Below are 23,573 nucleotides of genomic sequence, written 5' to 3'. Positions count from 1 at the left end.
TTCTTCATTCCGCGCCAAGCCACCCCGGCAACACAAAAGCCCGCCAGATTGGATCTGGCGGGCTTTTGTCATTGAAGGCGAACAAGTCGCCGGCCCAAAATCAATCTTTCGGCAGATCCGGTGCCATGCCCAGCGCCTGCAGATAGAGGTCGAGGATGGCCTCCTGCTCCTGGCGTTCGTTCTGGTCTTGTTTGCGCAGCGAGACGACACGGCGTAGCACCTTGGTATCGAAACCGTTGCCCTTGGCTTCGGCGTAGACGTCCTTGATGTCATCGCTGATCGTCTTTTTCTCTTCCTCGAGCCGCTCGATCCGCTCGACGAATGAGCGCAGTTGATCTTGAGCGACACCATTTACGTCCGACATGTTTCCGTCTCCGTCTGGCGCATTCCTGAAAGGGGCCTGCCGGCCCCTAGCAGACCCCGGTGATTCGTTGAATGGCTGAACGGCCTCAAATGGCGTCGTAGGTTTCGTCAGTCGTGCGGCTGCCCGCTTTCAAACAGCTTTTGTGCTCTTGGAGCGGCCTCGGTCTGATGCTGGGAGCGCCACTGCTCATAGGGCATGCCGTAGACGATCTCCCGAGATTCGTCCTTGCTGATCGCGACACCGTCGGCTTCGGCCGCCTCACGGTACCAGTTGGACAGGCAGTTGCGGCAGAAACCGGCAAGATTCATCAAATCGATGTTCTGGACGTCTGTTCGCTCCCGCAGATGGTCTCGCAACCGGCGGAAGGCCGCTGCCTCGTATTCCAGGCGTTGCCTGACGCTGATCTCGTCCATGATTCTCGATGCTCCTACGATTGGGTGGCGCTTGCGGCCCCGCTCCGACATATCGAGCCGAACAGAACCGGCATCAACCCCGCGGCATAGAAGATGACCGGCGTCGCCCTTAGCAGGGCTCGAAAGCCGCGCCCGGATAGGCTACTGGCAAGGGCACTCGTGTGAACCGGCCGGACCCCAAGGTCACCTCGTTGACAGGTTCAGCCGCTATGCCAAGACTAAAATCACGAGAACCACCGCCAGTTTCGAGGATGGCATGATGATATCAAGACCCCTGGGCCGGCTGCGGAGCGCGGCCATGCTGTGCCTGTTTGCCGCCGGGTTTTTCCTGGCATCAGCTCCGATCGCCGCAGTCACTGCGCAAGCGGCTTTCCGCGTATGCAATGGCACCCAGTCGCTGGTGGGTGTCGCCATCGGCTATCGCGCCGAAGCGGGCTGGACCACGGAGGGCTGGTGGCGCATTCCGGCAACCACCTGCAAGACGATCATCGAGGGGCCGCTGTCGTCGCGGTATTACTATGTGTACGCCGAGGACGCGGAGGGGCAGGGGCGATGGGCCGGGCCGGTCGACCTCTGCGTCGCCGAGAACGAGTTCAAGATCGCGGGCGTGACCGACTGCTTCAAACGGGGCTATCAAAAAATAGGCTTCCGGGAGTATGACACGGGCGAGCAGGCCAGTTGGATGGTTCAGCTGACCGAAGCGCCGCGCGAATCTACGGGGACACAATGAGACGCAATCGCAGGGTCAAGATCCTGGCAACTCTGGGCCCCGCATCGTCATCGGAAGAGATGATCCGCAAGCTCCACGAGGCCGGCGCCGACGCTTTCCGAATCAACATGAGCCATGCCGACCATGAAACGATGCGCGAGTTGGTCAGGCGCATCCGCAAGGTCGAAAGCGACGTCGGGCTTCCGATCGGAATTCTCGCCGATCTGCAGGGCCCGAAACTGCGCGTCGGGAGTTTCATCGGCGGCAAGGCCGAGCTGGCGGTCGGACAGGACTTCACCCTCGACGACAATCAGCAGGAGGGTGATTCGACTCGCGTCTTCCTGCCCCACCCGGAGATCCTCGAAGCGGTCGAAGTAGGCCATCGACTGCTGATCGACGACGGGCGCCTGCAACTCGTCTGCACGGAGACCGACAAGCACCGGATCAAATGCCGCGTCGTCGCCGGCAACAAGATTTCCGATCGCAAGGGTGTCAGCCTGCCCGACACGACGCTCGCCACCGGGGCGTTAACCGACAAGGACCGGCGCGATCTCGACGCCGTGCTGCTCGAAAACGTCGATTGGGTGGGATTGTCGTTCATCCAGCGGCCAGAGGATCTCGCCGAGGCGCGCAAGGTTTCGCGCGGTCGGGCCTTCCTGATGTCCAAGATCGAAAAACCCCAGGCGGTCGAGCGTCTCGACGAGATCATCGACCTGTCGGACGCGGTCATGGTCGCTCGCGGCGATCTCGGCGTGGAAATGCCACTCGAGGCGGTTCCAGGCATCCAGAAACGTATCACCCGCGCCGCCCGCCGGGCCGGCAAGCCGGTGGTCGTTGCGACGCAGATGCTGGAGTCGATGATTTCGGCGCCGGTTCCAACTCGCGCCGAGGTTTCCGACGTTTCGACCGCCGTCTATGAAGGTGCGGACGCGGTGATGCTTTCAGCCGAATCGGCGGCCGGCCAATATCCGGTCGAGGCGGTTGCGACTATGGACCGGATCGCCGTGCAGGTGGAAAGGGACCCGCTTTATCCAGGCATCATCTTCGCCCAACGCCCAGCGCCGGAAGCAACAGGCGCCGACGCGGTCTCGCTGGCGGCGCGGCAGATGGCCGAAACGCTGGGGGTGGCTGTGATCGTTACCTATACGGCGACCGGAACGACGGGGCTGAGGACCGCACGCGAGAGGCCGAACATTCCCATCCTCGCGCTGTCGCCCGTGGTCGAGACGGCGCGGCGTCTGTCGATCGTCTGGGGCCTGCACTGCGCCGTGACCGAGGACGCCCAGAATCTCGATGACATGGTCGACCGCGCCTGCCGCATCGCGGTAGAGCAGCGTTACGCGAAGGCCGGCCAGCGCCTGATCGTCACCGCCGGCGTGCCGCTGAGAACGCCGGGCGCGACCAATATGCTGCGCATTGCCTATATCGGTTCGGACGGCTTGAGCGCGGTGTGAGCACGTAGGCCCAGCGTCCGCAGGTTAGACTGAGCCTTGTGCCACCTGGCGGCCACGCCTGACCGGATAGCAGCGGACCGTTGCTTACTCAGATCGCCGGGCCGACGAGTTCTTCCGACAGCCGGCCGGCGGCGTCCTGAGCGGATTTCAGGGCCGGATAGACCGCAAGCACCCGCAAATAGGTCTCCAGCGCCTTGTCCTTGCGGCCCGTCCGCTCGAGGATCATCGCCAAGCCCATCAAGGCGCCCCAATGACGCGGCTCGCGCGTAAGGGTCTGCTCGATGTCGGCCAGCGACTTGCCCCAGGCCCCGGCGGTGAAATTGAGGGTCGCCCGGCGGTTCCAGGCTTCGGCATAGCCCGGATCGAGGACCAGCGCCTGATCAAGCACGTCGAACGCGGCGGCGTTCTTCTCTTTGGCCATCGCCTCGGCGGCACGCAGCATCAAAAGATCGACCGTTGCGCTGCCGCTGTTGCGCCACAGCCTTTCGATGCGAGAGGCGATGCGCCGCGCCTTGCTGTCCGACGGCTCCTTGCGGAGTTCCGCGAACAGCCGCTCACGCTCTTCCGCCGGCGTCTCGTCGGCGGCGCGGCCGTCCGGCTCGTCGGCGGGTTCGCTCTCGGCTATCGGGGCGCTGCCGAAGGCCTCGGGCGCCTCAGTCGCCTCCTCGTCGGGAGGCGGGATCACCATGGGGGGCGGGTCTTCGGGGGGAGGGGAGGTGTCGGGGGATGTCTCGGGATCGACCTGGAAGTCGAACAGCGGCGGGGCGGCATCCTGGGCCGCCGCTGGCAGGGCCATGGCGCCAACGAAAGCGAGGCCGATCGCACCGGAGATGACAAAGCTGCGCATGCGGAGAGGGTAATTCGCCACAGCGCAGCGTCAATGAGAATTTTCGTGATCGTCGGGGAAGGAGCGGACGCTCGGTTCCCTCGGAATCAACCCTGGCGCGCCTTGAAGCGCGGCGCCACCTTGTTGATGATGTAGACGCGGCCCTTGCGGCGCACGAGGCGGTTGGCGCGATGGCGCGAGCGCAGGGACTTGAGCGAGTTCTTGATCTTCATGACATCACCGGGTCGTCTGGTGCGAGGATCGGGTCACCCGGCTCCGTCGCAAAATGAGCGGCGCGCCATCGCTGACGCGCCGAAAAGATTGGCGCCGAGATAGCTTCACCGAACGCGCTTGTCAATGTTGGCAGCCGTGTCGCTGTTGCTTCGACCCCGTGCGAACCGTTCCATCCCTTCAGGCGCGCGCCGGCCCGATCAACCGCGTAAAGTGGCCCATCTTGCGGCCGGCCCGTGCCTCCGCCTTGCCGTAGAGATGGACAAGGACGGCCGGTTCCGTCAGCAGGCTTGCGGCGCGCTTCACGTCGTTGCCGATCAAATTTTCCATGACACAGTCGGAATGGCGGGCCGGCGAGCCGAGCGGCAGGCCGGCGACGGCCCGGATGTGCTGCTCGAATTGCGAGATCACGCAGGCGGCTTCGGTCCAGTGGCCGGAATTGTGAACTCGCGGCGCAATCTCGTTGACGAGCAGGCTGCCGTCGGTGCCGACGAAAAACTCGACGCCGATGACGCCGATATATTGGAGTCGTTCGAGAATGCGTGACGCGATACCCTTAGCCTCGCGCGCCACGTCCTCGGTGATTCTGCCCGGCACGGCGGAGCGCTGGAGAATGCCAAGTCCATGAACGTTTTCTGCCGGATCGTAGATGGCGACGGTCCCGTCGGTGCCGCGCGCGCCGATCACCGAGCATTCGTAAGCGAAGGGGACGCGCCGTTCCAGGATCGAAGGGACGCCGCCGAGGCTCTCGAAAATGTTGTCGAGGGGTGCGTCCTTGCGGATCGTCGCCTGTCCCTTGCCATCGTAGCCGAAACGCCGCGTCTTCAGGATCGCCTCACCCCCAAGCTGGATCAGAGCGTGATCCATTTCCGCTGCGCTGTCGATCGCCTGCCATTCCGCGGTCGCGACTCCGATGCCGTTCAGGAAGGCCTTTTCGACCACCCGATCCTGGGCGATTTCCAGTGCATCGGCGGATGGATGCAGCGGAACGCCCTGCACCGCCGCGCGGAGCGGTTGGACCGGCACATTCTCGAATTCGTAAGTCACGACGTCGCAGCTGCCCGCCAGCCGGCTTAAGGCGGCGACGTCGTCATAGGCTGCGACCAGGGTTTCGTTCGCCAGCTGTACCGCCGGGCAGGCCGGATCCGGATCGAGAATGACGGTTCGGTAGCCGAGGCGGGCGGCAGCCATTGCCAGCATGCGAGCAAGTTGACCGCCGCCGACGACGCCGATCGTGGCGCCCGGCGGTAGCGGAGCCGGGCTCATTCCGCATCCTTCGGGGCCAAGGCGACCGAATCGGTCTGCGCCTTGCGCCAGGCGTCGAGGCGCACCGCCAGGGCCTCGTCCGACAGGGCGAGGACGCTGGCGGCGAGCAAGGCGGCGTTGACCGCGCCGGCGCGTCCGATCGCAAGCGTGCCGACCGGAATGCCCGCCGGCATCTGCACGATCGACAACAGGCTGTCCTTGCCGGAAAGAGCACGGCTTTCCACCGGCACGCCGAAAACCGGCAAGGGGGTCAGGGCGGCGGTCATGCCCGGAAGGTGTGCGGCGCCGCCGGCGCCCGCGATAATGACCTTGAAGCCGGCGTCCTTGGCCGCTTGGGCGAATTCGTAAAGCCGCTGCGGCGTGCGGTGGGCGGACACGATACGAGCATCAAAGCCAATGGAGAGTGCATCGAGCGTGTCAGCGGCGTTCTTCATCACGGCCCAGTCGGACTGGCTGCCCATGATGATCGCGACGGGAACGGCGGTTTTCTGTCGCATCATGCGCTGATGTCCGGAATGATCTGGTCTTCGAGATCCTGCAGGCGGTCCTTGATCGTCAGCTTCTTCTTCTTCATTCGCTGCACCTGCAGACGGTCGCAGCCGGTCGTTTCCATGGCGTTCACCGCCGCGTCGAAATCGGCGTGCTCCTGGCGCAAGCGCGCGACTTGCAGCCGTAGGCCCGCCTGTTCCTGATCCTCCATTCCTGTCCTTTCATGCGGCCGTGGATGCAACCGAATCGGGCCCTCGGGACTTCAACCCCGGGCGCCTCGTTGAGGATTACCAAAAAGCGTATTCCAACGATACCGACCCGATCTTGTCGTTCGACAGTGTGGGCGCTTTGTGCCACTTTCGAACAGTCGAGGCCACGGCTCTCGAGGCACGCCGTGGCAAGCCTTAAAAAGGAGACGCACATGTCCTTGGATACTCATCTGGCGACACTTGAACAACGCCACACGGCGCTTGATCACGAGATATCAGCGGCACTGATCTCGAAGCCGGCGATGAGCGATGCGGACCTCAGGGAGATGAAGCGAAAGAAATTGCAGTTGAAGGACGAAATCGAGAGGCTTCGTCATAACAAGAACTGAACAGACATATTCGGCCCGAGCGCGGCTCGGTGGCGCTCGGGCTTGTCATTGTTTGGCTTCGCCGTTTGTGCCGGCCCGCGGGGATCGGGCGGCGGGTACCTGCTTAGGGGTTGAAGACGCGCCGTTGCCGAGCAGGAATTGCAGAGCTCGTGACAGGTTAGCTGGTTGCGGTTTGACCTAGCGCAAGGTGGCATGAATGCCGCCATGTTCGGATAGAGGGGAAGCGGCGCTTCGCCGCCCTTATCCGGAGTTGGAATCGATGATCTTGCCAAATGGCGCAATCGTAGCGGTAGCAGACGGTACGACCCTTAAACTCTTTCGGAACAAAGGCGTCGAGACGCGGCTCGATCTCGTCTTCTTCGACGATCCGGCCGTCGCGCCGGTCAATCCCAGCTCAGGTTCCAGGCACCGCAGCGATTCGGCCAATCCGGACCGGGGGCGCCCGGCCGAGGACGGCTTCGCCGCGGCAAGCGCGGAATATCTGAACCGGCTGGCGGTCGGGGGAGCCCTCGATCATCTTTTTCTGATCGCCGATCCAAGGACCTTGGGCGAGATGCGCAAGCACTTTCACGCGAAACTGCAGGGCAAGATCGTCGGTGAGTTGCCGAAAGACCTCGTCGGCCATCCGGTCGACGATATCGCGACCGCGATTCGGCACGCTTGATACCGCGGGCTAGCCTGCTATCGCAGGTTTGTATGAGTAATTCCCGGGGGCGGCGCGGAAAGCGGCTGGCCCGCCGGGCAACCGTTCTTGAGGAATGCCATGAACAGATATGCGCTGACGCTCCTCCTCTCCCTGCTTCTTCCCGGCGCGGCCGAAGCGCAGTCGAAGGGAGATGCGGCAACGGGGCGGGTCATTGCCGAACGATGGTGCGCCGCGTGCCACATCGTTTCGCCCGAGCAAACTTCGGGAAATGCGGATGTTCTGACCTTCATGACGATCGCCGGGCAGGCCGGCGACGATCTCGGCTCACTCAAGGCCTTTCTTGCCGATCCGCATCCCGTCATGCCGGATATGAGCCTGACAGGGCAGGAAATCCGCGACATTGTCGCCTATATCGGGAGCCTGCGCTGATCCTGGCCTGACAGCACAGAGCTGACCGCAAGTTTCAGCTGCGCCATATGTCGACCGGTGCCGGCGGCAGCACACGGCTGGCTACTGCATGACGGAGGCGATATAGGCGATGATGTCGTCGATCTGCTCCTGCGTGGCGACGAAGACGGGCATTCCGGGATGGCCCGTGTCGATGGTCCCGATGAACGTTTCCTCCAGAGCGTCGATCGGAAATCGCTGGGACAGGGTGCGGAAAGGTGGCGCCTTGGGGTTCGGGCTTTCGCCGTCAGGCCCCACTGCATGGCAGCCGGAACAATTGCGAACCGCCAGTGCCTTTCCCCGATCGATACCGTCCGGCCCGGTTTCGCTGCTCTGGGCGTATGCGGATCCGGATATGACAAAGGCTACGGCAACAGCCGACAAGACGAGCGGCAGGGGACGCATCGGGAACCTCCCTCTTCATTGGAGCGGCCAGCATGCCACTTGGTCTGAGGCTGAGCCGTCCGGCCTGCGACGGTGGTCGTCATCCTACCATCTTGCGCAGGACGTATTTCTGAATCTTTCCCGTGGAGGTCTTGGGCACTTCCTCGAATCTGATCTCCCTGGGGCATTTGAATCTTGCCAGCGTTGCGCGGCAATGGGCGATCAGGTCTTCGGCCGAGACCGCGTGACCGGGCTTGAGCTCGACGAAGGCCAGCGGCGTCTCACCCCATCTGTCGTCAGGCTTGGCGACCACCGCCGCGGTCTGCACTGCCGGATGCCGGTACAGAGCGTTCTCCACCTCGATCGACGAGATGTTCTCGCCGCCCGAGATGATGATATCCTTGGCCCGATCCTTCAGCTCGATGTAGCCGTCCTCGTGAAGAACGCCGAGATCGCCGGAATGGAACCAGCCGCCGCGAAACGCCTCGGCCGATGCTTCCGGGTTCTTGAGATAGCCGCGCATGACGATATTGCCCCGGAACATCACCTCGCCGATGGTCTCGCCGTCCGGCGGCGTCCGCTCCATCGTTTCGGAATCCATCACGGCGAGGTCTTCCAGCGAGGGATAGCGAACCCCCTGGCGCGCGGTCTGGGCGGCGCGGGCCGGCCCGTCCAGCGTGTCCCATTCGTCCTTCCATTGATTGACCACGGCCGGACCATAGGTCTCGGTCAATCCATAAAGGTGCGTTACCTCGAAGCCGGCGTCGCGCATGCCGGCGAGCACGGCCTGGGGCGGCGGGGCGGCGGCGGTGTTGAAGGTGACCGTGTGGTCGAACGGGCGCTTGTCCGCCTCAGCCGCGTCGATCAGAATCGCCATGACCACGGGCGCGCCACACAGATGGGTGACGCGATGATCGGCGATTGCGTCATACATTGCCTTGGCCCGCACCCAGCGCAGGCAGACATGGGTGCCAGCCTCGACGGCCAGGGTCCAGGGAAAGCACCAGCCATTGCAGTGGAACATCGGCAAAGTCCACAGATAGACCGGGTGCCGGCCCATGCCCGAAGCGATGACGTTGGAATAGCCCATCAGCGCGGCGCCGCGATGGTGATAGACGACGCCTTTCGGATTGCCGGTCGTGCCTGACGTGTAGTTCAGCGAAATCGCGTCCCATTCGTCCGCTGGCATATGCCAGTCGTAATCGGGATCGCCCTCGGCGACGAGCGCCTCGTATTCGATCGTCCCGATCGCTTCGCCCTTCTTTGCGGGCGCGTCCTCGGGAAAATCGGGATCGTCGTAGTCAATGACGATCGGCGTGACCTTCACCTTGGCCAGCGCTTGCGCCATGACGGCGGAAAACTCGCGGTCGACGATCACCATCCGCGCTTCCGAATGATCGAGTTGGAAGGCGATGATATCGGGGTCGAGCCGGGTGTTAATCGACAAAAGCACGGCGCCGGCCATCGGCACGCCATGATGGGCTTCGAGCATGGGGGGCGTGTTGGCCAGCATGACGGCCACGGTTCCGCCAGGCATGATGCCGCGTTTCTCGATCGCCGAGGCGAGCTGCCTGGAGCGGCGGTAGAAATCGCCATAACTGCGGCGCAGCGACCCGTGAATGATGGCGACCCGGTCGGGATGGATCAGCGCCGCGCGTGACAGAAAGGTCAGCGGTGTCAGCGGTTGATAATTCGCCGCGTTGCGCTCGAGATGCTCGTCGTAAATGCCCATCGGTCCTCCCTGGTCAGCGCGGTTCGTCGACGCGCCAGAGCATGAGCTATAGAAGATCGCACGCGCTGCGTCACGGCAAGCAGGTGTCAGGAGATCATCGCGGCGGCTCCGTCGAAGACGAGCTTGAGGCCCACGGGAACAAGCAGGGCATAGGTGAAAACATAGAAGGCGGCCGGATCGACCTTGCGGACGAGCCAGACGCCGATGAGCGTTGCCACCGGGGCAAGCGGCAACAACACGGCGGACGTCATGAGATTGCCGGTCGAAAACTGCCCCAGCAGAAAATAGGGCAGCAGCTTGACCCCGTTGACGGCGGCGAAGAATACCGCCGACGTGCCGGCATAGGTCTGCGGCGTCAGCCGTAGGGGCAACACGTAGATCTGGTATGGCGGGCCGCCCGCATGGCTGACAAAGCTTGAAAAGCCGCTGACGGCGCCCCAGGCACTTGCCCGGAGCGGGCGCCTCTCCTTCGGGTCGCTCCTGTGGCGCGAACGGAAAAACCAGTCGGCGGCGAACCACAGGGCGAGGAGCCCGAGGAGAACTCGAACGCCGTCGGGCGAGATGAATGCGGCCGTCAGATAGCCAAGGCCAACGCCGCCGATCGCCGCCGGCAACATCGAGAGGAGCAGTGCGCGATCGAATCGGCCGCGCCAGGCATAGAGGCTGATGCCATCCATGACGACCATGATCGGCAGGAGAATCCCGGCAGCCACGACCGGCGACACGATCATTGCCATCAGGGGGACGCCGACCAGCGATATCGAGCCGCCAAAGCCGCCCTTCGACAAGCCGATGAGCAGAACCGCCGGAATGGCGGCGAGGTAGAAGACAGGGTCCGTGATCACGCTGTGCTCAATCAGTCTAATGCGGCGTGCGGCCGTTCGAACGCACGACGGATGCTCTACCACCTTGATTGAGCATCGGACCCTAGACCGGAAACGCGCTGACCTTCGAACTGTCGGCCGGCGCAAACGGAGGGCCGCTACCCTCGTCGCCATGCTCCGCGCGGATCGTCTCGGCGAACCGAGTCACAAAGCGGCGTCCCCGATACCGTCAGATGCGCCGGAAAGGCGGTCCGGTCAATCACGCGGAACGAAAACGGCCTCCCATCCTTCGACGGGAGGCCGCTCCAATGTTTCGATCCTGCTATTGGAGTGCCGCCGTCGCGAACGCACGAGCCGGCTCGAGCTGTTCAAGCAATCGGGTCGACTCGATCCAGCCTGGCCGTGAACTAGTGTTCGCTCGCGCCCGGCTTCATCTCCTCGCGCATTTTTTGCGCCTTGATGATCGTCCGGGCATACTGCTCCCAGGTCGAGCGAACCCATACCAAATTCGCGGTCAGCGCTTCGGCGACGCTTTCCAGTTCATCAAGCGAGTTCAGGTTCTTGTTGAACTGAGTCGCCAGGTCGCCGGAAATGTCTCCGGTCTTCGTCGTGTCCAGCAAGGCTTTCAACGCGCGGCCATTTTCCTGGACTTCCGGCACGATCCGGGCAAGAGCCTCATGCAGCCTGGCATGTTCCGCTTCGGCAGATTCAAGCTGCGGCCGCTGCTGCTCCAGAAGACGCACCGTATTGCGCCAGTCGCGGGCACGCCGATCCAAGTCGTCGCCCACTCCCTGAAAGCCGCCTGCAATGCGACGGGGTAAGCGGGCTGCCGTCTCCGGCGTAGCGTTCTGCACGGCAGTTCCCTGCGTGGTCGGCATGGGCGTGCTCGGGAGGTTGCGGTCGATTTCCCCCGTCGATCCCCTGGTGGGCTTGCTGCGCAGTATGTCACCGATGCCGGCGTTGAATTCGTCCACCGCATTTGTCGCCATGATACTCTCTCCGACTACTAAATCTCGCGACGTGCTTTCACGTTCGACTTACATTTGCACGAAGCGCAACGGCGGGCCACCGCTATGTTAACAAGTGGTTAAGATCGCCGCAGTCTTCGTAGCCGATGCCATGAATTCACAGGCGACGATGGCGTTCGACGCAACGGAATGGCGCGCCGCTGGCGTCGTTTTTGAGCCCGGGAACGTAAGGGTTTGGCAGGGCGACCTAATCCCGCTTATCCACCGCAAAATGATGCCCGGACCGTCTTGTGTTCACCATGTTGTGCTATTCGGAAGCCGACAGAGGGAGATGGGGATGCAGATGGAATTGCGCACTCGCGCGGAGGTTCTGGACGATCTGGCTGGGCAGTTCGACACGCGCGCCGACAGCCTTTGGAAACTGGGCCGAGACTTTGATCGGTGGGGTTTGAGCGAAGAGGCGATCGAGGCGCGAAAGCGCTCTTGTGCGATGCGCGTGGGCGCTCTTATCAATCGGGCCAAGGCCGCTGGTCTTAGCGTCTAGGGCGCGACGTCGGATGATTCGTTTTCTGATCAGGCGATCCGGCGGGTTCGATCGCGATCTCTTCACGTAACGGGTCTTCATGTGCCTGGGTGAGATGGTTTCGTCATGGCGGTGACGACCGCCGGCTTCGAAAGCGATTTCATTTTGTGCTCGCCGCGTCTTTGTTCTGGCGTTTATCTCACATCAAAGGTTTCGCTGGCCCCGGTCGATTTGCTAGAAGGTCCTGGAAGACGGGCTGCCGTCGCCGAAAACGCATCGCCAGAACCGCTCCATGACCCTCGACCCTGTCATTCGTCCGAGACTCGTCCTCTTGACCACCGCGCTTGGCGATGCCGGCGCGGAAGACGCTATGCGCGCCGCGCTCGCAGGCGGTGATGTCGCTTCCGTCATAATCGACCCGGCCGGACGCGATTCCGCCTCGTTCCAGCGGTTCGCCGAGGGCCTTGTGCCGATAATTCAAGCGGCCGGGGCGGCTGCCATCATCGCCGACGACAGCCGTTGTGCGGGCCGGGTGGGAGCCGATGGCATCCATTTGAGCGCGGGCGATCTGCGAGCTTTGGACGAAGCGGTGGAGCGATATTCGCCGAAGGTGATCGTCGGCGCTTCCGGTTTCGAGGCCCGTCATGACGCCCTAGAGGCCGGTGAGCGTTTGCCGGATTATCTGTTTTTCGGCCGCTTCGGTGGCGACGTCGCCGACCTGCCCCACGACAAGAATCTCGAAATGGCGGAGTGGTGGGCCGAGATCGTCGAGATTCCCTGTATCGTCATGGCGGGTCGGAGTGTGGAGGGCGTGGGAGCCGCGGTGGAGACGGGAGCCGAGTTCGTCGCTCTTTCGGGGGCGGTGTTCGACAAGCCTCAGGACGCCGGCGCCGTGGTCGCCAGGGCGAACGCGATCATCGATAGCTGGATGGAGAGCGAGGCAGCGTGATGCCCTTGTCCTTCCGCCGGCCGATCCGGCTCGTCGCAGCCTTGGTCCTTGTTCTCGGCAGCTTGTCCGGAGCCCTGGCGGCCGGGCCGAGCGATGAGGCGGCGGCAGGGGATGCCAACTCGGGGCCCGATGGCTCGGGTGGCACGGCACTGCCAGCTCCTTCGGACGCTAAGTCCGGGCCCGGTGCCACAGGCGAGGCTGACGGCGGTGCGGTGCCCTCGAAGAGCGAATTGGCCTATGGCGCCTTCCAGCGCGGTTTCTACCTCTCGGCGCTAAAGCTTGCCGAGCCGATCGCCAATCTGGGTGATCCGGCGGCCCAGACGCTGCTCGGCGAAATCTATTCTCGTGGCCTGGGCGTCGCCCAGGATCTGAAGGAGGCGGCGCGCTGGTACGAGGCCGCCGCCGCGTCCGGCAGTCCGGAAGGACAGTTTCGCTATGCGTTGATGCTGCTGGACGGCACTGTTGTCGCGCCCGACGTCGCCAAGGCCCGCGACCTGATGAAGGCCGCAGCCGACGAAGGCTTGCCGCTGGCTCAGTACAATTACGGGCAGATGCTGATCGAAGCGGCGCCGACCGCGGGCTTCGAGGAGGCGAAGGACTATTTCGCCAAGGCGGCGCATGCCGGAGTCGCCGACGCCCAATATGCCATGGCGCAGCTTTTCCTCTACGGGCGAGGGGTCCCCGCCGACGACATAAAGGCGCGGGCCTGGCTGAAAGCCGCGGCCATCAATGGTCAGGACACCGCCCAGGTGGAATACGGTATCTGGCTGGTCAACGGAAAAGGTGGCCCCGCCGAGATCGAGTCCGGTTTCCAGTTTCTCAAGCGTGCGGCTCTCCGCGGCAATCCGATCGCCATCAATCGCATCGCGCATCTCTACAAGGACGGCATCGGCACCGCGCCTGACCGGATGGAGGCGGCCAAATGGGCGGTCCTGGCCAAACGGGTGGAGAACACCGATCCGGTCCTCGACGATTTCTTCCGGGGTCTCGATCCCGCGACGCAAAAATCCGCCCTCGAAGCGGCAAACCGCTTTCGTTCAAGCTGACGCTGGGCCGCTATGGCCGGCCGCCTCGATCGTCGTTCAGAGCCAGCGTCGCGTCGAGGCTTGAATGGATCGGGGAATTATGGTCTTGAGCGCCAACCGGCAGATACAGCGCACACTATTTATCGTCCGACGCCCTCGCGGCGTTGCTGTCGACCATCTCGCCAATCACTGACGCCGCCACGCTCGGACCTCCCGCCGCCGGCGCCGAACCTTCGAGAGCTTCGATGAAGATCAACGGAAACGAAATTCGCCCGGGCAATGTAATCGAGCACAATGGCGGCCTCTGGGCGGCTATCAAAACCGCCCATGTCAAGCCGGGCAAGGGCGGCGCCTTTGCCCAGGTCGAACTCAAAAACCTTATCGACGGCACCAAGCTGAACGAACGGTTTCGGGCGTCCGAGACCGTCGAGCGGGTGCGCCTCGAGCAAAAGGACTATCAGTTCCTCTATGCCGAAGGCGAGATGCTGGTGTTCATGGATACCGAAACCTACGAGCAGCTGGAGTTGCAGAAGGAGTTCGTCGGTGAGCGGGCGGCCTTCCTCCAGGATGGCATGATGGTGACCGTGGAAAGCCACGAGGACAAGCCGATCGGCATTAAGTTGCCCGATCAGGTGGTGCTGTCGATCGTCGAGGCCGACCCGGTGGTGAAGGGCCAGACGGCCACCTCGTCCTACAAGCCGGCGGTGATGGAAAACGGCATGCGGGTGATGGTGCCGCCGTTCATCGATTCCGGCGAGAAAATTCTGGTCGACACGAACGAAATCACCTATCTGCGCCGCGCCGACTGAGGCGCTCGCCTTCGGAACTTCGCTGCGGCGCACGACCCAAGCCAGGCACCGAATACCCTTTGTTTGGCGGCACTCGCGCCCCGTGCCTGACGCCGCTCTGGCGGCTACGCCGCATCTGACGAAAGCAACCAATGGCCCGTTCCGCGCTTCTCAATGTGATGACGCAGGCCGCCATGAAGGCCGGCCGATCCCTCACCCGTGACTTCGGCGAGGTGCAGAATCTACAGGTATCCATGAAAGGGCCCGCGGACTTTGTGTCCAATGCCGACCGCCGGGCGGAGGAGATCGTCTTCCAGGAACTGTCCCGTTCCCGTCCGGACTGGGGCTTCCTGATGGAGGAGCGCGGCGTCGTCGAGGGCAAGGATCCCCAGCACCGCTGGATCGTCGACCCGCTCGACGGCACCACCAATTTTCTGCATGGCATTCCGATGTTTGCGGTCTCCATCGCTTTGGAGCGTGACGGCCAGATCGTCGCGGGCGTCGTGTTCAACCCGGCGATGGACGAGCTCTATACGGCGGAAAAAGGCGGCGGGGCATATCTCAACGATCGCCGTCTGCGGGTCGCAGCGCGCCAGCGACTGCCGGAAGCCCTGTTCGGCACGGGAATTCCTTTTCTCGGACGCGGCGATCATGCCGGCTTCCTTTACGAACTCAGGCAGATCATATCGGAGACCGCCGGAATCCGGCGGATCGGTGCGGCGTCTCTCGACATCGCCTATGTGGCCGCCGGTCGCCTCGACGGCTTCTGGGAGCGGGCGCTCGAGCCTTGGGATCTGTCGGCCGGGGCGATTCTGGTCCGCGAGGCCGGCGGGTTCGTCACCGGCATGGATGGCAAGAAGTTCGACCACGTCGCCGGCGACATCGTTTGCGGCAACGAGTTCATGCACAAGGCTCTGATCGACCAGTTGCAGAAGGCGGAGGCAAAACGCCAGGCGGCCAAGACCAGTTGAGCCACGCGGGTTTAACGATGAATTAATTCAAAGGCGTTCCGGTAACCATCGCGGACGTTTGAAAGTGCCGTATTATTCCTTATCCTGCTTCAGGGATTTGGCCGGAATGCGAACCGGTCGACTCACGGGGACGCGGGGCAGAGGTGCGAGGCGCCCGGTCCGGCCCGCGGAGCGGTCGCGGCCCGGGGCGTGCCAACTGCCGCAGGAGTTGATTGGAACGTAATGCAGGTCTTCAGTTCGCCGACCGACAAGACGGTAAGACCGGACGATTTCGACCCGAATCGGCTTTCGAGTCCGATGGTTTTCTTGTGGTCGATGCTCGTTTTCCTGGCGCTCGCCGGGTTCGTCGCGGCGATCCTCAGCCGCCAGATTTCCTCGGCCTTCGCCACCAATCCCGGGCTCAACGGCCTGATCATCGGCGTCCTCGCCGTGGGTATCTTTCTAGCGCTGCTGCAGGTCCTGCGCCTCGCGCGGGAGGTGCGCTGGGTCAACGCCTATCGCGAAGGCGCGGCGGATTTCGAGACGCTGAAGGACCCGGTGCTTTTGGCGCCGATGCGCGGGCTGCTCGGTCGTCGGCGATCGATCTCTCTGTCGACCCATTCGATGCGCTCGATTCTCGATTCGATCGCGACTCGCCTCGACGAGACCCGTGACATCGCCCGTTACCTGATCGGCCTTTTGGTCTTTCTGGGCCTGCTGGGGACATTCTGGGGCTTGTTGCGCACGATCGGGTCGATCGGCGCGACGATCCAGGGACTGGATCCCGGCGCCGGCGATACGGCGAGCGTCCTCGACTCGCTGAAAGCCGGTCTCGCGGCGCCGCTGTCCGGCATGGGGACGGCATTTTCCTCGTCGCTGTTCGGTCTGTCCGGCTCGCTCATCCTCGGCTTTCTCGACCTGCAGATCGGCCGGGCCCAGAACCGTTTCTATACCGAGCTGGAGAACTGGCTCTCGTCGGTGACCGACGTCGGGTCGGACATGGTGCTGGCGCCGCATGCCGGCCAGAATCCAGCCCATGGCGATGAGTTGCGGGTCCTGTCGGATCAAGTCACCAAGCTCGTCCAGGATCAGGGCGCGAACCCGCGCACCAGCGCAGCCATGGCCAATCTCGCCGAGAGCATTCAGGGGCTGGTCACACACATGCGCAGCGAGCAGCAGCTCCTGCGTGATTTCGTCGAGGCGCAGGCCGGCGAGCAGCGCGAATTGCGCCAAGTGCTCGACCGTCTTTCCCGCCAGATCGGCTCCATGAGCAAGGATCGCTGAGCGATGGCGCTCGCGCGGAACCGCAGGAGCGAACGGACGGTCGATTATTGGCCGGGCTTCGTGGACGCGCTATCCACGCTGCTTTTGGCGATCATGTTCCTGCTCTCGGTCTTCGTGCTGGTGCAGTTTCTGCTCAGCCGTGAAATCTCGGGCAAGGACGAGGTGCTCGACCGGCTGAACACGCAGATCAACGAGTTGACGCAGCTCTTGGCGCTCGAACGCTCGACAGGACAGGACTATCAGGATCAGATCGCGACGCTGCGTGCCTCGCTGTCCTCTACGGAAGAGGAAAAGAGCCGGCTGCAACGCGCCTTGGAATCGGACACCGGTTCGGCCGCGGCAGCAAGCGCCGAAGTCGAGGGTCTGCAATCGGCCCTCGACGACGAACAGCAGTTCTCTCAGCGCGCGCGGTCGCAGATCGAATTGCTCAATCAGCAATTGTCCGCCCTGCGGCAGCAGATTGCGGCTCTGGAAAACGCGTTGGATGTGTCGGAAAGCCGTGATCAGGAAAGCCGGACCAAGATCGCCGATCTCGGCCGCCGCCTCAACGTGGCACTGGCGCAGCGCGTGCAGGAATTGTCACGTTATCGCTCGGATTTCTTCGGTCGGCTGCGGGAAATCCTGTCGGACCGCGAAAACATCCGCATCGTCGGCGACCGTTTCGTGTTCCAGTCGGAGGTGTTGTTTCCGTCGGGCTCGGACGTGTTGCAGCCGGCAGGCGCGGAGGAAATGGCCAAGCTCGCAACGGCGATCAAGGAACTGGCGCGCGAGATTCCCTCCGACATCAACTGGATCATCCGTGTCGACGGACACACGGACAATATTCCCGTCACCGGCGGCCGTTTCGAGGACAATTGGCAACTTTCGACCGAGCGGGCCGGGGCCGTGGTGAAATACCTGATCAGCCAGGGTGTGCCACCTGAGCGGCTGGCGGCGACCGGCTTCGGCGAGTTTCAACCGCTCGACACCGACAACACGCCCGAGGCGCGTGACCGCAACCGCCGGATCGAACTGAAGCTCACTGAGCGTTAGATATCGTCAGATCGTCCAGCCGTCCGCCCTTGATGCCGCGGCCTCTCTACGCCGTTACAAGTGTAACGATTGACGATGCCGTCGCAGCCATGCGAGCCTTTCCTTGAAGGGACGGGCACCCCTTCTTGAAGACCGCGCTCGAAGCGCGGCTGGGAGGATAATATGAAACATCTACTGCTCGGCAGCGTGGCTGCGTTTGGGCTTCTCGCTGCAAGTCATGCGGTTGCACAGACCGCCGACAACATGGAAAAACTCCAGGGAATGCAGTCGACCGGCACGTCGATGGATTTCAAGACCATCGAACAGACCGGGGAATACGCTGACCAACTCCGCAAGAATCTCGAAAGCGTCAAGCTGCCGGACGGGTTCAAGATCGACCTCTACGCCGTCGTGCCGGATGCGCGGCACATCGCCATCGGGCCGCAGGGCGTCGCCACCTTCGTTGGGACGCGCAAGCAAAACGTCTGGGTGGTCACCGACCGCGACAAGAACCGCGTCGCCGACGAGGTCAAGGAGTTCGCCCCGTCGATCGATTTCACCATCCCCAATGGCGTCTGCTTCTCCAAAGACGGGTTCCTCTATATCGCCGAGCAGAATCGCGTGCTGGTGCTGCCGGCCGCCGAATTCTTCTATGAAAGCCCGGATGTCGCCGTCGGAGTCGTGGTGGAGAAGGGGAAGCTGGTTCCAGCGGCGGAAGAGTCGTTCAACCATACCGCGCGCGTCTGCCGCATCGGCCCCGATGACAAGCTCTACATAACGCTCGGCCAGCCATTCAACGTGCCGCCGCCGGAGAAGGCCGATCTTTACAAGCGGGAAGGCATCGGCGGGATCATCCGCATGAACCGAGACGGTTCGGGGCGTGAGGTCTATGCGACCGGCGTGCGCAATTCCGTCGGCATGCAGTTCAACCCGGCGAACGGCGATCTCTGGTTCACCGACAACCAGGTCGACGGCATGGGGGACGACATTCCTCCCGGCGAGCTGAACCGCAGCACCGGACCGGGACAGGATTTCGGCTTCCCCGTCTATGGCGGCGGCAGCGTCCGCACCAACGAGTACAAGGATTCCGAGTTGCCGACCGACGCGGTCATGCCAGAAGTCGAGATGGTCGCGCATGCCGCCGATCTCGGGATGGATTTCTACACGGGTACAAGCTTCCCACGCCAATACCGGCGCGGTATCTTCTCGGCTCAGCATGGCTCATGGAACCGCACCGAACCGGTGGGTGCGCGCGTCATGTTCACCCCGGTCAATGACGACGGTACGGCTGGCGAGTCCGAACCCTTTGCCGAGGGATGGCTAACGTCGAGCGGCGAATATATCGGCCGACCGGTCGACGTGGAGATGATGAAGGACGGATCGCTGCTGGTCTCCGACGATCTGGCCGGCGCGCTCTATCGCATCTCCTACGACAAATAGGGACGCCGACTTGAAAACCGGGCGGCGCCAAGCCGCCCGGTTTCCCCACACAGCGCTGACGTTTCGGTCGGGGCACCTCGCAAGGAGGATGCCGCTGTCACAATCACTCTATCGAGGCGCCGCCAGATTTATGGTCGCGTCCACGCATCCTGGAAATCCTCATGATCGCAACCGTGATCCGCATCCTCTCGGTGCCGCTCGTTCTGGTGAGCCTCGGCTCTTCTGTGGCCGCGGCGGAACTTGCGGCTGGCAAGGACAAGGCCGGTATGTGCGCCACCTGTCACGGCCTCGATGGCATCGCCAAGGCGCCAGACGCTCCCAATCTTGCCGGCGACAGCGCCTTCTACATCGCCGAACAGCTGAAGGCCTTCCGCTCCGGGTCCCGTCAGCATCAGCAGATGTCGATCATCGCTTCGGGCCTGAGCGACGAGGACATCGCCAACCTCGCCGCCTGGTATTCGGCGATCGAGATCACGGCGACGATGCCGGCGGTCGAATAGCGGGACACCCCGCTCGGCCCGCCCGCGCTACTCCGCCGCGCCGAGCAGTGCGTCCGTATGCCCGGCCTCGAACTGGAGGCGGGCGAGGCGGGCATAGATGCCGTTCTTGGCAATCAGCGACGCATGTGTGCCTTCTTCGATGACCCGCCCGCCGTCGAGGACCAGAATGCGGTCGGCCTTGAGGACGGTGGCGAGGCGATGGGCGATGACCAGCGTCGTGCGGCCTTCCATCAGCTTTTCCAGCGCCTTCTGGACCAGCTTCTCGCTTTCCGCGTCGAGCGCCGAGGTTGCCTCATCGAGGAGCAGAATCGGCGCATCACGCAGGATCGCCCGGGCGATCGCGATCCGCTGGCGTTGGCCGCCCGACAGGGTGATGCCGCGCTCGCCGATGACCGTGCGATAACCGTCGTCCATCGCCTCAATGAAGTCGTCGGCGAGCGCCGATTTCGCGGCCGCTCTGATCCGGCCCGCCGAGGCATTCGGGTCGCCGAAGCCGATGTTGTCGGCCGCGCTCGCGGCGAAAACCGTCACATCCTGCGGCACCAGTGCAATGCGCTGGCGCAGCTGCTCAAGATCGGCCTGCCGCGCATCCACGCCGTCGACGAGAATCCGCCCGGCATCCGGATCGTAGAAGCGTTCAATCAGCGAGAAGATCGTCGATTTCCCGGCGCCCGAAGGGCCCACAATAGCGACGGTCTCGCCATGCCGGATCGTGAAGGACAGATCGTGGACGGTCGAGACGTCCGGGCGGCTCGGGTAGGCGAAGCTGACGCCCTCGAACACGACTTCGCCGCGCGCCGGAACCGGCAGCGCGACCGGATCGCTGGTCGATTTGACCGCCGGCTCTTCGCCGAGCAGTTCGGTCAGGCGCTCGGCGGCGCCAGCGGCCTGGGCGAGTTCGCCCCAGACCTCCGACAGCTGGCCGAGCGCGCCGGCCGCGAAGACGGCATAGAGCAGGAACTGGCCGAGCGTGCCGCCGCTCATGGTGCCTTCCGCCACTTGCTGTGCGCCGATCCAAAGGACCGCGACGACCGAGGCGAAGATCAGGAAGATCGCGAAGGCTGTCAGAAACGCGCGTGCCTTGACCGAGGAACGGGCAGCCTCGAAGGCCCGGTCGACGGCCGAGGAGAACCGTCCGCTCGTCGCCGCCTCGCTGGTGAAGGCCTGCACGGTGCGCACGGCGCCGATTGCCTCCGTGGCATAGGCGGTGGCGTTGGCGAGCGTGTCCTGGGCGAGGCGGGAGCGCCGGCGGACCGAGCGGCCAAAGGCGACGAGCGGCAGCACGATCAACGGGATCGCGCCGATCACGATCAGCGACAGGCCGGGGCTGGTTACGATCATCATCGTCACCGCGCCAAAGAACAGGATGGCATTGCGCAAGGCAAGCGATGCCGTGGAGCCGACGGCGGATTTGATCTGCGTTGTATCGGCGGTCAGCCGCGAGATGATTTCGCCGGTCAGCGCCCGGTCGTAGAAGCTGGGCGACAGCCGCGTCACATGGGAAAAGACGTCCTTGCGAAGGTCTGCGACGACCCGTTCGCCCAGCGTGATGACGAAGTAATAGCGGCCGGCGCTGGCGACGGCGAGGAGGGCGGCGAGCACCAACAGCATGCTGAAATAGGTGTCGATGAAGGCGGTGTCGGACGCCGAAAAACCGTTGTCGATCACGCGCCGCACGGCCAGCGGCAGCGATAGGGTCGTCAGCGCGGCCAGCGCGAGGAAGAACACCGCGCCGGCGACCTTGCCCTTGTAACGCTTCAGATAGGGAACCAGCCGTGCGAGGGGCTTCAGATTGCGTCGCTTCCGCTCTGTCTCGCGGTCGACCGATGTCATGTCGCGCAAACGCGCCTCCCCATTCTGCGTGGCCCGGTCGCCCCTTGTGCCCGACCCGGCCCTCATGTATAGGCTCCTCCTCGAATTTGGAAGCGATTGCGCCGACCTGTTCCCACGACATCGAGACGTTTCGGCGGCCTGAACGCTGCGGCGTCGGCGTGTCGGGAAGCCGGCAAATACCAAGGATCGAAGGCGATGAAGAAAGATATCCATCCCGACTATCACGCGATCACCGTGGTGATGACCAACGGTACCGAGTATCAGACCCGCTCGACCTGGGGTTCGGACGGCGACAAGATGAATCTCGACATCGATCCGACCAGTCATCCAGCCTGGACCGGCGGCAACCAGCACCTTCTCGACCGCGGTGGCCGCGTGTCGCGCTTCAAGAAGCGCTACGAAGGCCTCGGCATGTAATCTGTCGCTTGCGGCTGGAGCATTGCTCCGGTCGTCGCAACGACATCGGCCCGGCCGCGATGAGCGCGCCGGGCTTTTTCCGTCGGGCAAATACCGGGCCGAGGGGATGCTGCTCAGGCGAAAATGCGCGTCTGGCGGTCGGCAAGATCGCGAAAGCTCTCCGACACATGCTGTGCTAGAGCATCAGCCGCTGGACCGGCGCCGTCCCGCTTCATCATGAAAACGCGATAGCTGCCAAGCGGCGGCAGGCGTTCCGGATCGTTCAACCGGACCAGGGTCGACGACAGCACGCTCGCGGGCAGGGGAGCGATAGCCAGATCGGCCTCGACGGCCGCGATCTGGCCTTGGCAAAGCTCGCTTGAATAGGCGATGCGGTAATCCCTGCCGACGCTGTCCAGCGCATCGAGCGCCCGACCGCGCCAGGAGCAGCCCGGATCGGCCAAGGCCAGAGGCAGGGGCGTCTGCTCGACTGCGCGGCCATTGCGCAGCCCGACCCAGACAAGCGCCTCGCTGTAGATCTCCTCGCTCGAAGAATTGGGCTTCTCGCCGCAACTGACGATCGCCACGTCCAATTCGCCCGCGGCGCAACGACGCCGGAGTTCGGCGCTGTGATCGAGCCTGACAGCCACCGCGACCTGCGGGTGAGTCGAGGCGAAACGCTTCAAGATGCCGGGAATGGCGAAGATGCCCGAATCGTTGGGCGCGCCGAAACTGACCCGCCCCTCGATCTGCGGAACCAGGAAACGCGCCATCGCCTCGTCGTTCAGCCGCAAGAGCTTGCGCGCATAGCCGAGCAGCATCTCGCCGTCGCCGGTTGGTACGACGGCTCGCGGTTCGCGGCGAAACAGTGCGCGACCGACCATATCCTCCAGCTTCTTGACCTGCAGGCTGACGGCCGACGGCGTGCGGTGCACGAGCTCGGCTGCCCTGGAGAAGTTTCCGCTTTCGCAGATGGCCACGAAGGTGCGGGCCAGATCCATGTCGAGATTCGGCAGCGATGCCAGTGGGCGGCTCATGGTGGGGTCCTTGCGAAGGGATTTCTATTCGAAAACCTCATATCAATCATTACAACTTATCGTTCGACTCATCAATAGCGTTTCGGCAGGGTGGTCTCAGGACAAGGGAGACCATCATGCTGCGATCCGTATTTCTTCCGAAACCACTCGACGCCACTTCATCTCGGACGCCGTCGAGTGCGATCGCGTGGTTGCGATCCTGGTCGGCGGAGCGTCGTCGACAACGCCTGCGGCGCGAGGCATTCCAGACCCTACTCGGGGTCGATGCCGATATTCTGGAGGACATTACCGGTCTGCGGCGCGAACAGGTCGAGCATGCCGTGCGCCTGCCGCTCGCCGACGATGCGCTCCAAGCGCTCCGCTCGATGCACAGGCAGGCGCCTGAGCATGGTCAAGTTCCGTCCCGCCACAATGGCGGCAACCGGTCCTGAAGCACAAATGAGAAGCGTTCTCAGGCGATCGGAGGAGCGACGTCAGGTCGCGGTG

At 63.6% G+C, this 23,573-nt stretch carries 29 protein-coding genes; 15 read left to right on the top strand and 14 right to left on the bottom strand.

Features of this window, described 5'->3' with window-relative positions; translation table 11 throughout:
• Positions 1-100 precede the first annotated feature (100 nt).
• Both ING15_RS00635 and ING15_RS00630 read right to left on the bottom strand, forming a co-directional pair.
• Positions 101-364: a DUF2312 domain-containing protein gene (locus ING15_RS00635; RefSeq protein ID WP_206452837.1), complete on the bottom strand. Its 264-nt coding sequence runs from the start codon at positions 362-364 to the stop codon at positions 101-103.
• Between the two features lie 107 nt (positions 365-471).
• Positions 472-777 (bottom strand): DUF1244 domain-containing protein, encoded by a 306-nt coding sequence (locus tag ING15_RS00630; RefSeq protein WP_206452836.1) that lies wholly within the window; start codon positions 775-777, stop codon positions 472-474.
• 298 nt (positions 778-1,075) lie between these two features.
• Between ING15_RS00630 and ING15_RS00625 the strand changes: the two genes are divergently transcribed.
• Together ING15_RS00625 and pyk are read left to right on the top strand one after the other, a co-directional pair.
• The gene (locus tag ING15_RS00625; protein ID WP_232845473.1) at positions 1,076-1,507 is read left to right on the top strand and encodes a DUF1036 domain-containing protein; all 432 of its coding nucleotides are present in this window, start codon (positions 1,076-1,078) and stop codon (positions 1,505-1,507) included.
• The gene (gene pyk / locus ING15_RS00620) at positions 1,504-2,940 is read left to right on the top strand and encodes a pyruvate kinase (protein ID WP_206452834.1); all 1,437 of its coding nucleotides are present in this window, start codon (positions 1,504-1,506) and stop codon (positions 2,938-2,940) included. The genes ING15_RS00625 and pyk overlap by 4 nt, the downstream gene beginning before the upstream one ends.
• 88 nt (positions 2,941-3,028) lie before the next feature.
• Here the strand turns inward: pyk and ING15_RS00615 are convergent, their stop codons facing one another.
• The 5 genes from ING15_RS00615 to ING15_RS00595 form a co-directional block, all read right to left on the bottom strand.
• Entirely contained in the window at positions 3,029-3,787 is a 759-nt protein-coding gene (locus tag ING15_RS00615) for a tetratricopeptide repeat protein (RefSeq protein WP_206452833.1), read from the bottom strand.
• Between the two features lie 86 nt (positions 3,788-3,873).
• Positions 3,874-3,999: a type B 50S ribosomal protein L36 gene (gene ykgO / locus ING15_RS00610; RefSeq protein ID WP_206452832.1), complete on the bottom strand. Its 126-nt coding sequence runs from the start codon at positions 3,997-3,999 to the stop codon at positions 3,874-3,876.
• A 178-nt stretch (positions 4,000-4,177) separates the two neighbouring features.
• Positions 4,178-5,263, bottom strand: coding sequence for a 5-(carboxyamino)imidazole ribonucleotide synthase (locus tag ING15_RS00605; protein ID WP_206452831.1), 1,086 nt, complete (start codon positions 5,261-5,263; stop codon positions 4,178-4,180).
• The gene (gene purE, locus ING15_RS00600; protein ID WP_206453219.1) at positions 5,260-5,760 is read right to left on the bottom strand and encodes a 5-(carboxyamino)imidazole ribonucleotide mutase; all 501 of its coding nucleotides are present in this window, start codon (positions 5,758-5,760) and stop codon (positions 5,260-5,262) included. The genes ING15_RS00605 and purE overlap by 4 nt, the downstream gene beginning before the upstream one ends.
• Positions 5,760-5,963 carry a YdcH family protein gene (locus tag ING15_RS00595; RefSeq protein ID WP_206452830.1) on the bottom strand — a complete coding sequence of 68 codons (204 nt, stop codon included), beginning with the start codon at positions 5,961-5,963 and terminating at the stop codon, positions 5,760-5,762. Before ING15_RS00595 ends, purE begins: the two co-directional genes overlap by 1 nt.
• A 210-nt stretch (positions 5,964-6,173) precedes the next feature.
• Between ING15_RS00595 and ING15_RS00590 the strand changes: the two genes are divergently transcribed.
• From ING15_RS00590 to ING15_RS00580, 3 genes are all read left to right on the top strand, one after another.
• Positions 6,174-6,350: a YdcH family protein gene (locus ING15_RS00590; protein ID WP_206452829.1), complete on the top strand. Its 177-nt coding sequence runs from the start codon at positions 6,174-6,176 to the stop codon at positions 6,348-6,350.
• Positions 6,351-6,609: 259 nt separating this feature from the next.
• Positions 6,610-7,014, top strand: coding sequence for a host attachment family protein (locus ING15_RS00585; protein ID WP_206452828.1), 405 nt, complete (start codon positions 6,610-6,612; stop codon positions 7,012-7,014).
• Positions 7,015-7,113: 99 nt separating this feature from the next.
• Positions 7,114-7,425: a c-type cytochrome gene (locus tag ING15_RS00580; RefSeq protein ID WP_206452827.1), complete on the top strand. Its 312-nt coding sequence runs from the start codon at positions 7,114-7,116 to the stop codon at positions 7,423-7,425.
• A gap of 81 nt (positions 7,426-7,506) precedes the next feature.
• Here the strand turns inward: ING15_RS00580 and ING15_RS00575 are convergent, their stop codons facing one another.
• The 4 genes from ING15_RS00575 to ING15_RS00560 all read right to left on the bottom strand — a co-directional run bounded on the left by ING15_RS00575 (position 7,507) and on the right by ING15_RS00560 (position 11,372).
• The gene (locus ING15_RS00575; protein ID WP_206452826.1) at positions 7,507-7,848 is read right to left on the bottom strand and encodes a c-type cytochrome; all 342 of its coding nucleotides are present in this window, start codon (positions 7,846-7,848) and stop codon (positions 7,507-7,509) included.
• A gap of 79 nt (positions 7,849-7,927) precedes the next feature.
• Complete coding sequence (locus ING15_RS00570; RefSeq protein ID WP_206452825.1) at positions 7,928-9,559, bottom strand: acyl-CoA synthetase; 1,632 nt, start codon at positions 9,557-9,559, stop codon at positions 7,928-7,930.
• Between the two features lie 86 nt (positions 9,560-9,645).
• A complete protein-coding gene (locus ING15_RS00565; protein WP_332873742.1) occupies positions 9,646-10,404 on the bottom strand; it encodes a sulfite exporter TauE/SafE family protein in 759 nt (252 codons plus the stop codon).
• 386 nt (positions 10,405-10,790) lie between these two features.
• Positions 10,791-11,372, bottom strand: coding sequence for a hypothetical protein (locus tag ING15_RS00560; protein WP_206452823.1), 582 nt, complete (start codon positions 11,370-11,372; stop codon positions 10,791-10,793).
• Between the two features lie 316 nt (positions 11,373-11,688).
• On the opposite strand from ING15_RS00560, the gene ING15_RS00555 reads away from it, so the two are divergent.
• The 9 genes from ING15_RS00555 (at position 11,689) to ING15_RS00515 (ending at position 19,821) form a co-directional block, all read left to right on the top strand.
• Positions 11,689-11,895 carry a hypothetical protein gene (locus ING15_RS00555; protein ID WP_206452822.1) on the top strand — a complete coding sequence of 69 codons (207 nt, stop codon included), beginning with the start codon at positions 11,689-11,691 and terminating at the stop codon, positions 11,893-11,895.
• 271 nt (positions 11,896-12,166) lie between these two features.
• On the top strand, positions 12,167-12,823 hold the full coding sequence (locus tag ING15_RS00550) for a thiamine phosphate synthase (RefSeq protein ID WP_206452821.1): 657 nt from the start codon (positions 12,167-12,169) through the stop codon (positions 12,821-12,823).
• Positions 12,823-13,869, top strand: coding sequence for a tetratricopeptide repeat protein (locus ING15_RS00545; protein WP_206452820.1), 1,047 nt, complete (start codon positions 12,823-12,825; stop codon positions 13,867-13,869). Before ING15_RS00550 ends, ING15_RS00545 begins: the two co-directional genes overlap by 1 nt.
• 224 nt (positions 13,870-14,093) lie before the next feature.
• Positions 14,094-14,657 (top strand): elongation factor P, encoded by a 564-nt coding sequence (gene efp / locus ING15_RS00540; protein WP_206452819.1) that lies wholly within the window; start codon positions 14,094-14,096, stop codon positions 14,655-14,657.
• 131 nt (positions 14,658-14,788) lie between these two features.
• A complete protein-coding gene (locus ING15_RS00535; RefSeq protein WP_206452818.1) occupies positions 14,789-15,607 on the top strand; it encodes an inositol monophosphatase family protein in 819 nt (272 codons plus the stop codon).
• Positions 15,608-15,829: 222 nt separating this feature from the next.
• The gene (locus ING15_RS00530) at positions 15,830-16,870 is read left to right on the top strand and encodes a MotA/TolQ/ExbB proton channel family protein (RefSeq protein ID WP_206452817.1); all 1,041 of its coding nucleotides are present in this window, start codon (positions 15,830-15,832) and stop codon (positions 16,868-16,870) included.
• Positions 16,871-16,873: 3 nt separating this feature from the next.
• Positions 16,874-17,902 carry a peptidoglycan -binding protein gene (locus ING15_RS00525; protein ID WP_206452816.1) on the top strand — a complete coding sequence of 343 codons (1,029 nt, stop codon included), beginning with the start codon at positions 16,874-16,876 and terminating at the stop codon, positions 17,900-17,902.
• A gap of 162 nt (positions 17,903-18,064) precedes the next feature.
• Positions 18,065-19,321, top strand: coding sequence for a PQQ-dependent sugar dehydrogenase (locus ING15_RS00520; protein WP_206452815.1), 1,257 nt, complete (start codon positions 18,065-18,067; stop codon positions 19,319-19,321).
• 161 nt (positions 19,322-19,482) lie between these two features.
• Positions 19,483-19,821, top strand: coding sequence for a c-type cytochrome (locus tag ING15_RS00515; protein ID WP_206452814.1), 339 nt, complete (start codon positions 19,483-19,485; stop codon positions 19,819-19,821).
• A gap of 27 nt (positions 19,822-19,848) precedes the next feature.
• Here ING15_RS00515 and ING15_RS00510 read toward each other — a convergent pair whose 3' ends face one another.
• The gene (locus tag ING15_RS00510) at positions 19,849-21,654 is read right to left on the bottom strand and encodes an ABC transporter transmembrane domain-containing protein (RefSeq protein ID WP_232845508.1); all 1,806 of its coding nucleotides are present in this window, start codon (positions 21,652-21,654) and stop codon (positions 19,849-19,851) included.
• 195 nt (positions 21,655-21,849) lie between these two features.
• On the opposite strand from ING15_RS00510, the gene rpmE reads away from it, so the two are divergent.
• Positions 21,850-22,071 (top strand): 50S ribosomal protein L31, encoded by a 222-nt coding sequence (gene rpmE / locus ING15_RS00505; RefSeq protein WP_206452812.1) that lies wholly within the window; start codon positions 21,850-21,852, stop codon positions 22,069-22,071.
• 113 nt (positions 22,072-22,184) lie between these two features.
• Here rpmE and ING15_RS00500 read toward each other — a convergent pair whose 3' ends face one another.
• Together ING15_RS00500 and ING15_RS00495 are read right to left on the bottom strand one after the other, a co-directional pair.
• Entirely contained in the window at positions 22,185-23,087 is a 903-nt protein-coding gene (locus ING15_RS00500) for a LysR substrate-binding domain-containing protein (protein ID WP_206452811.1), read from the bottom strand.
• Between the two features lie 251 nt (positions 23,088-23,338).
• The gene (locus ING15_RS00495; protein WP_206452810.1) at positions 23,339-23,476 is read right to left on the bottom strand and encodes a hypothetical protein; all 138 of its coding nucleotides are present in this window, start codon (positions 23,474-23,476) and stop codon (positions 23,339-23,341) included.
• Positions 23,477-23,573 lie beyond the last annotated feature (97 nt).

Source organism: Aurantimonas marina (assembly GCF_017183135.1).
Classification (GTDB): domain Bacteria; phylum Pseudomonadota; class Alphaproteobacteria; order Rhizobiales; family Rhizobiaceae; genus Aurantimonas; species Aurantimonas marina.
The sequence above is the reverse complement of the archived record's forward strand: the minus strand, read 5'-3'. Positions and strand labels throughout refer to the sequence as shown.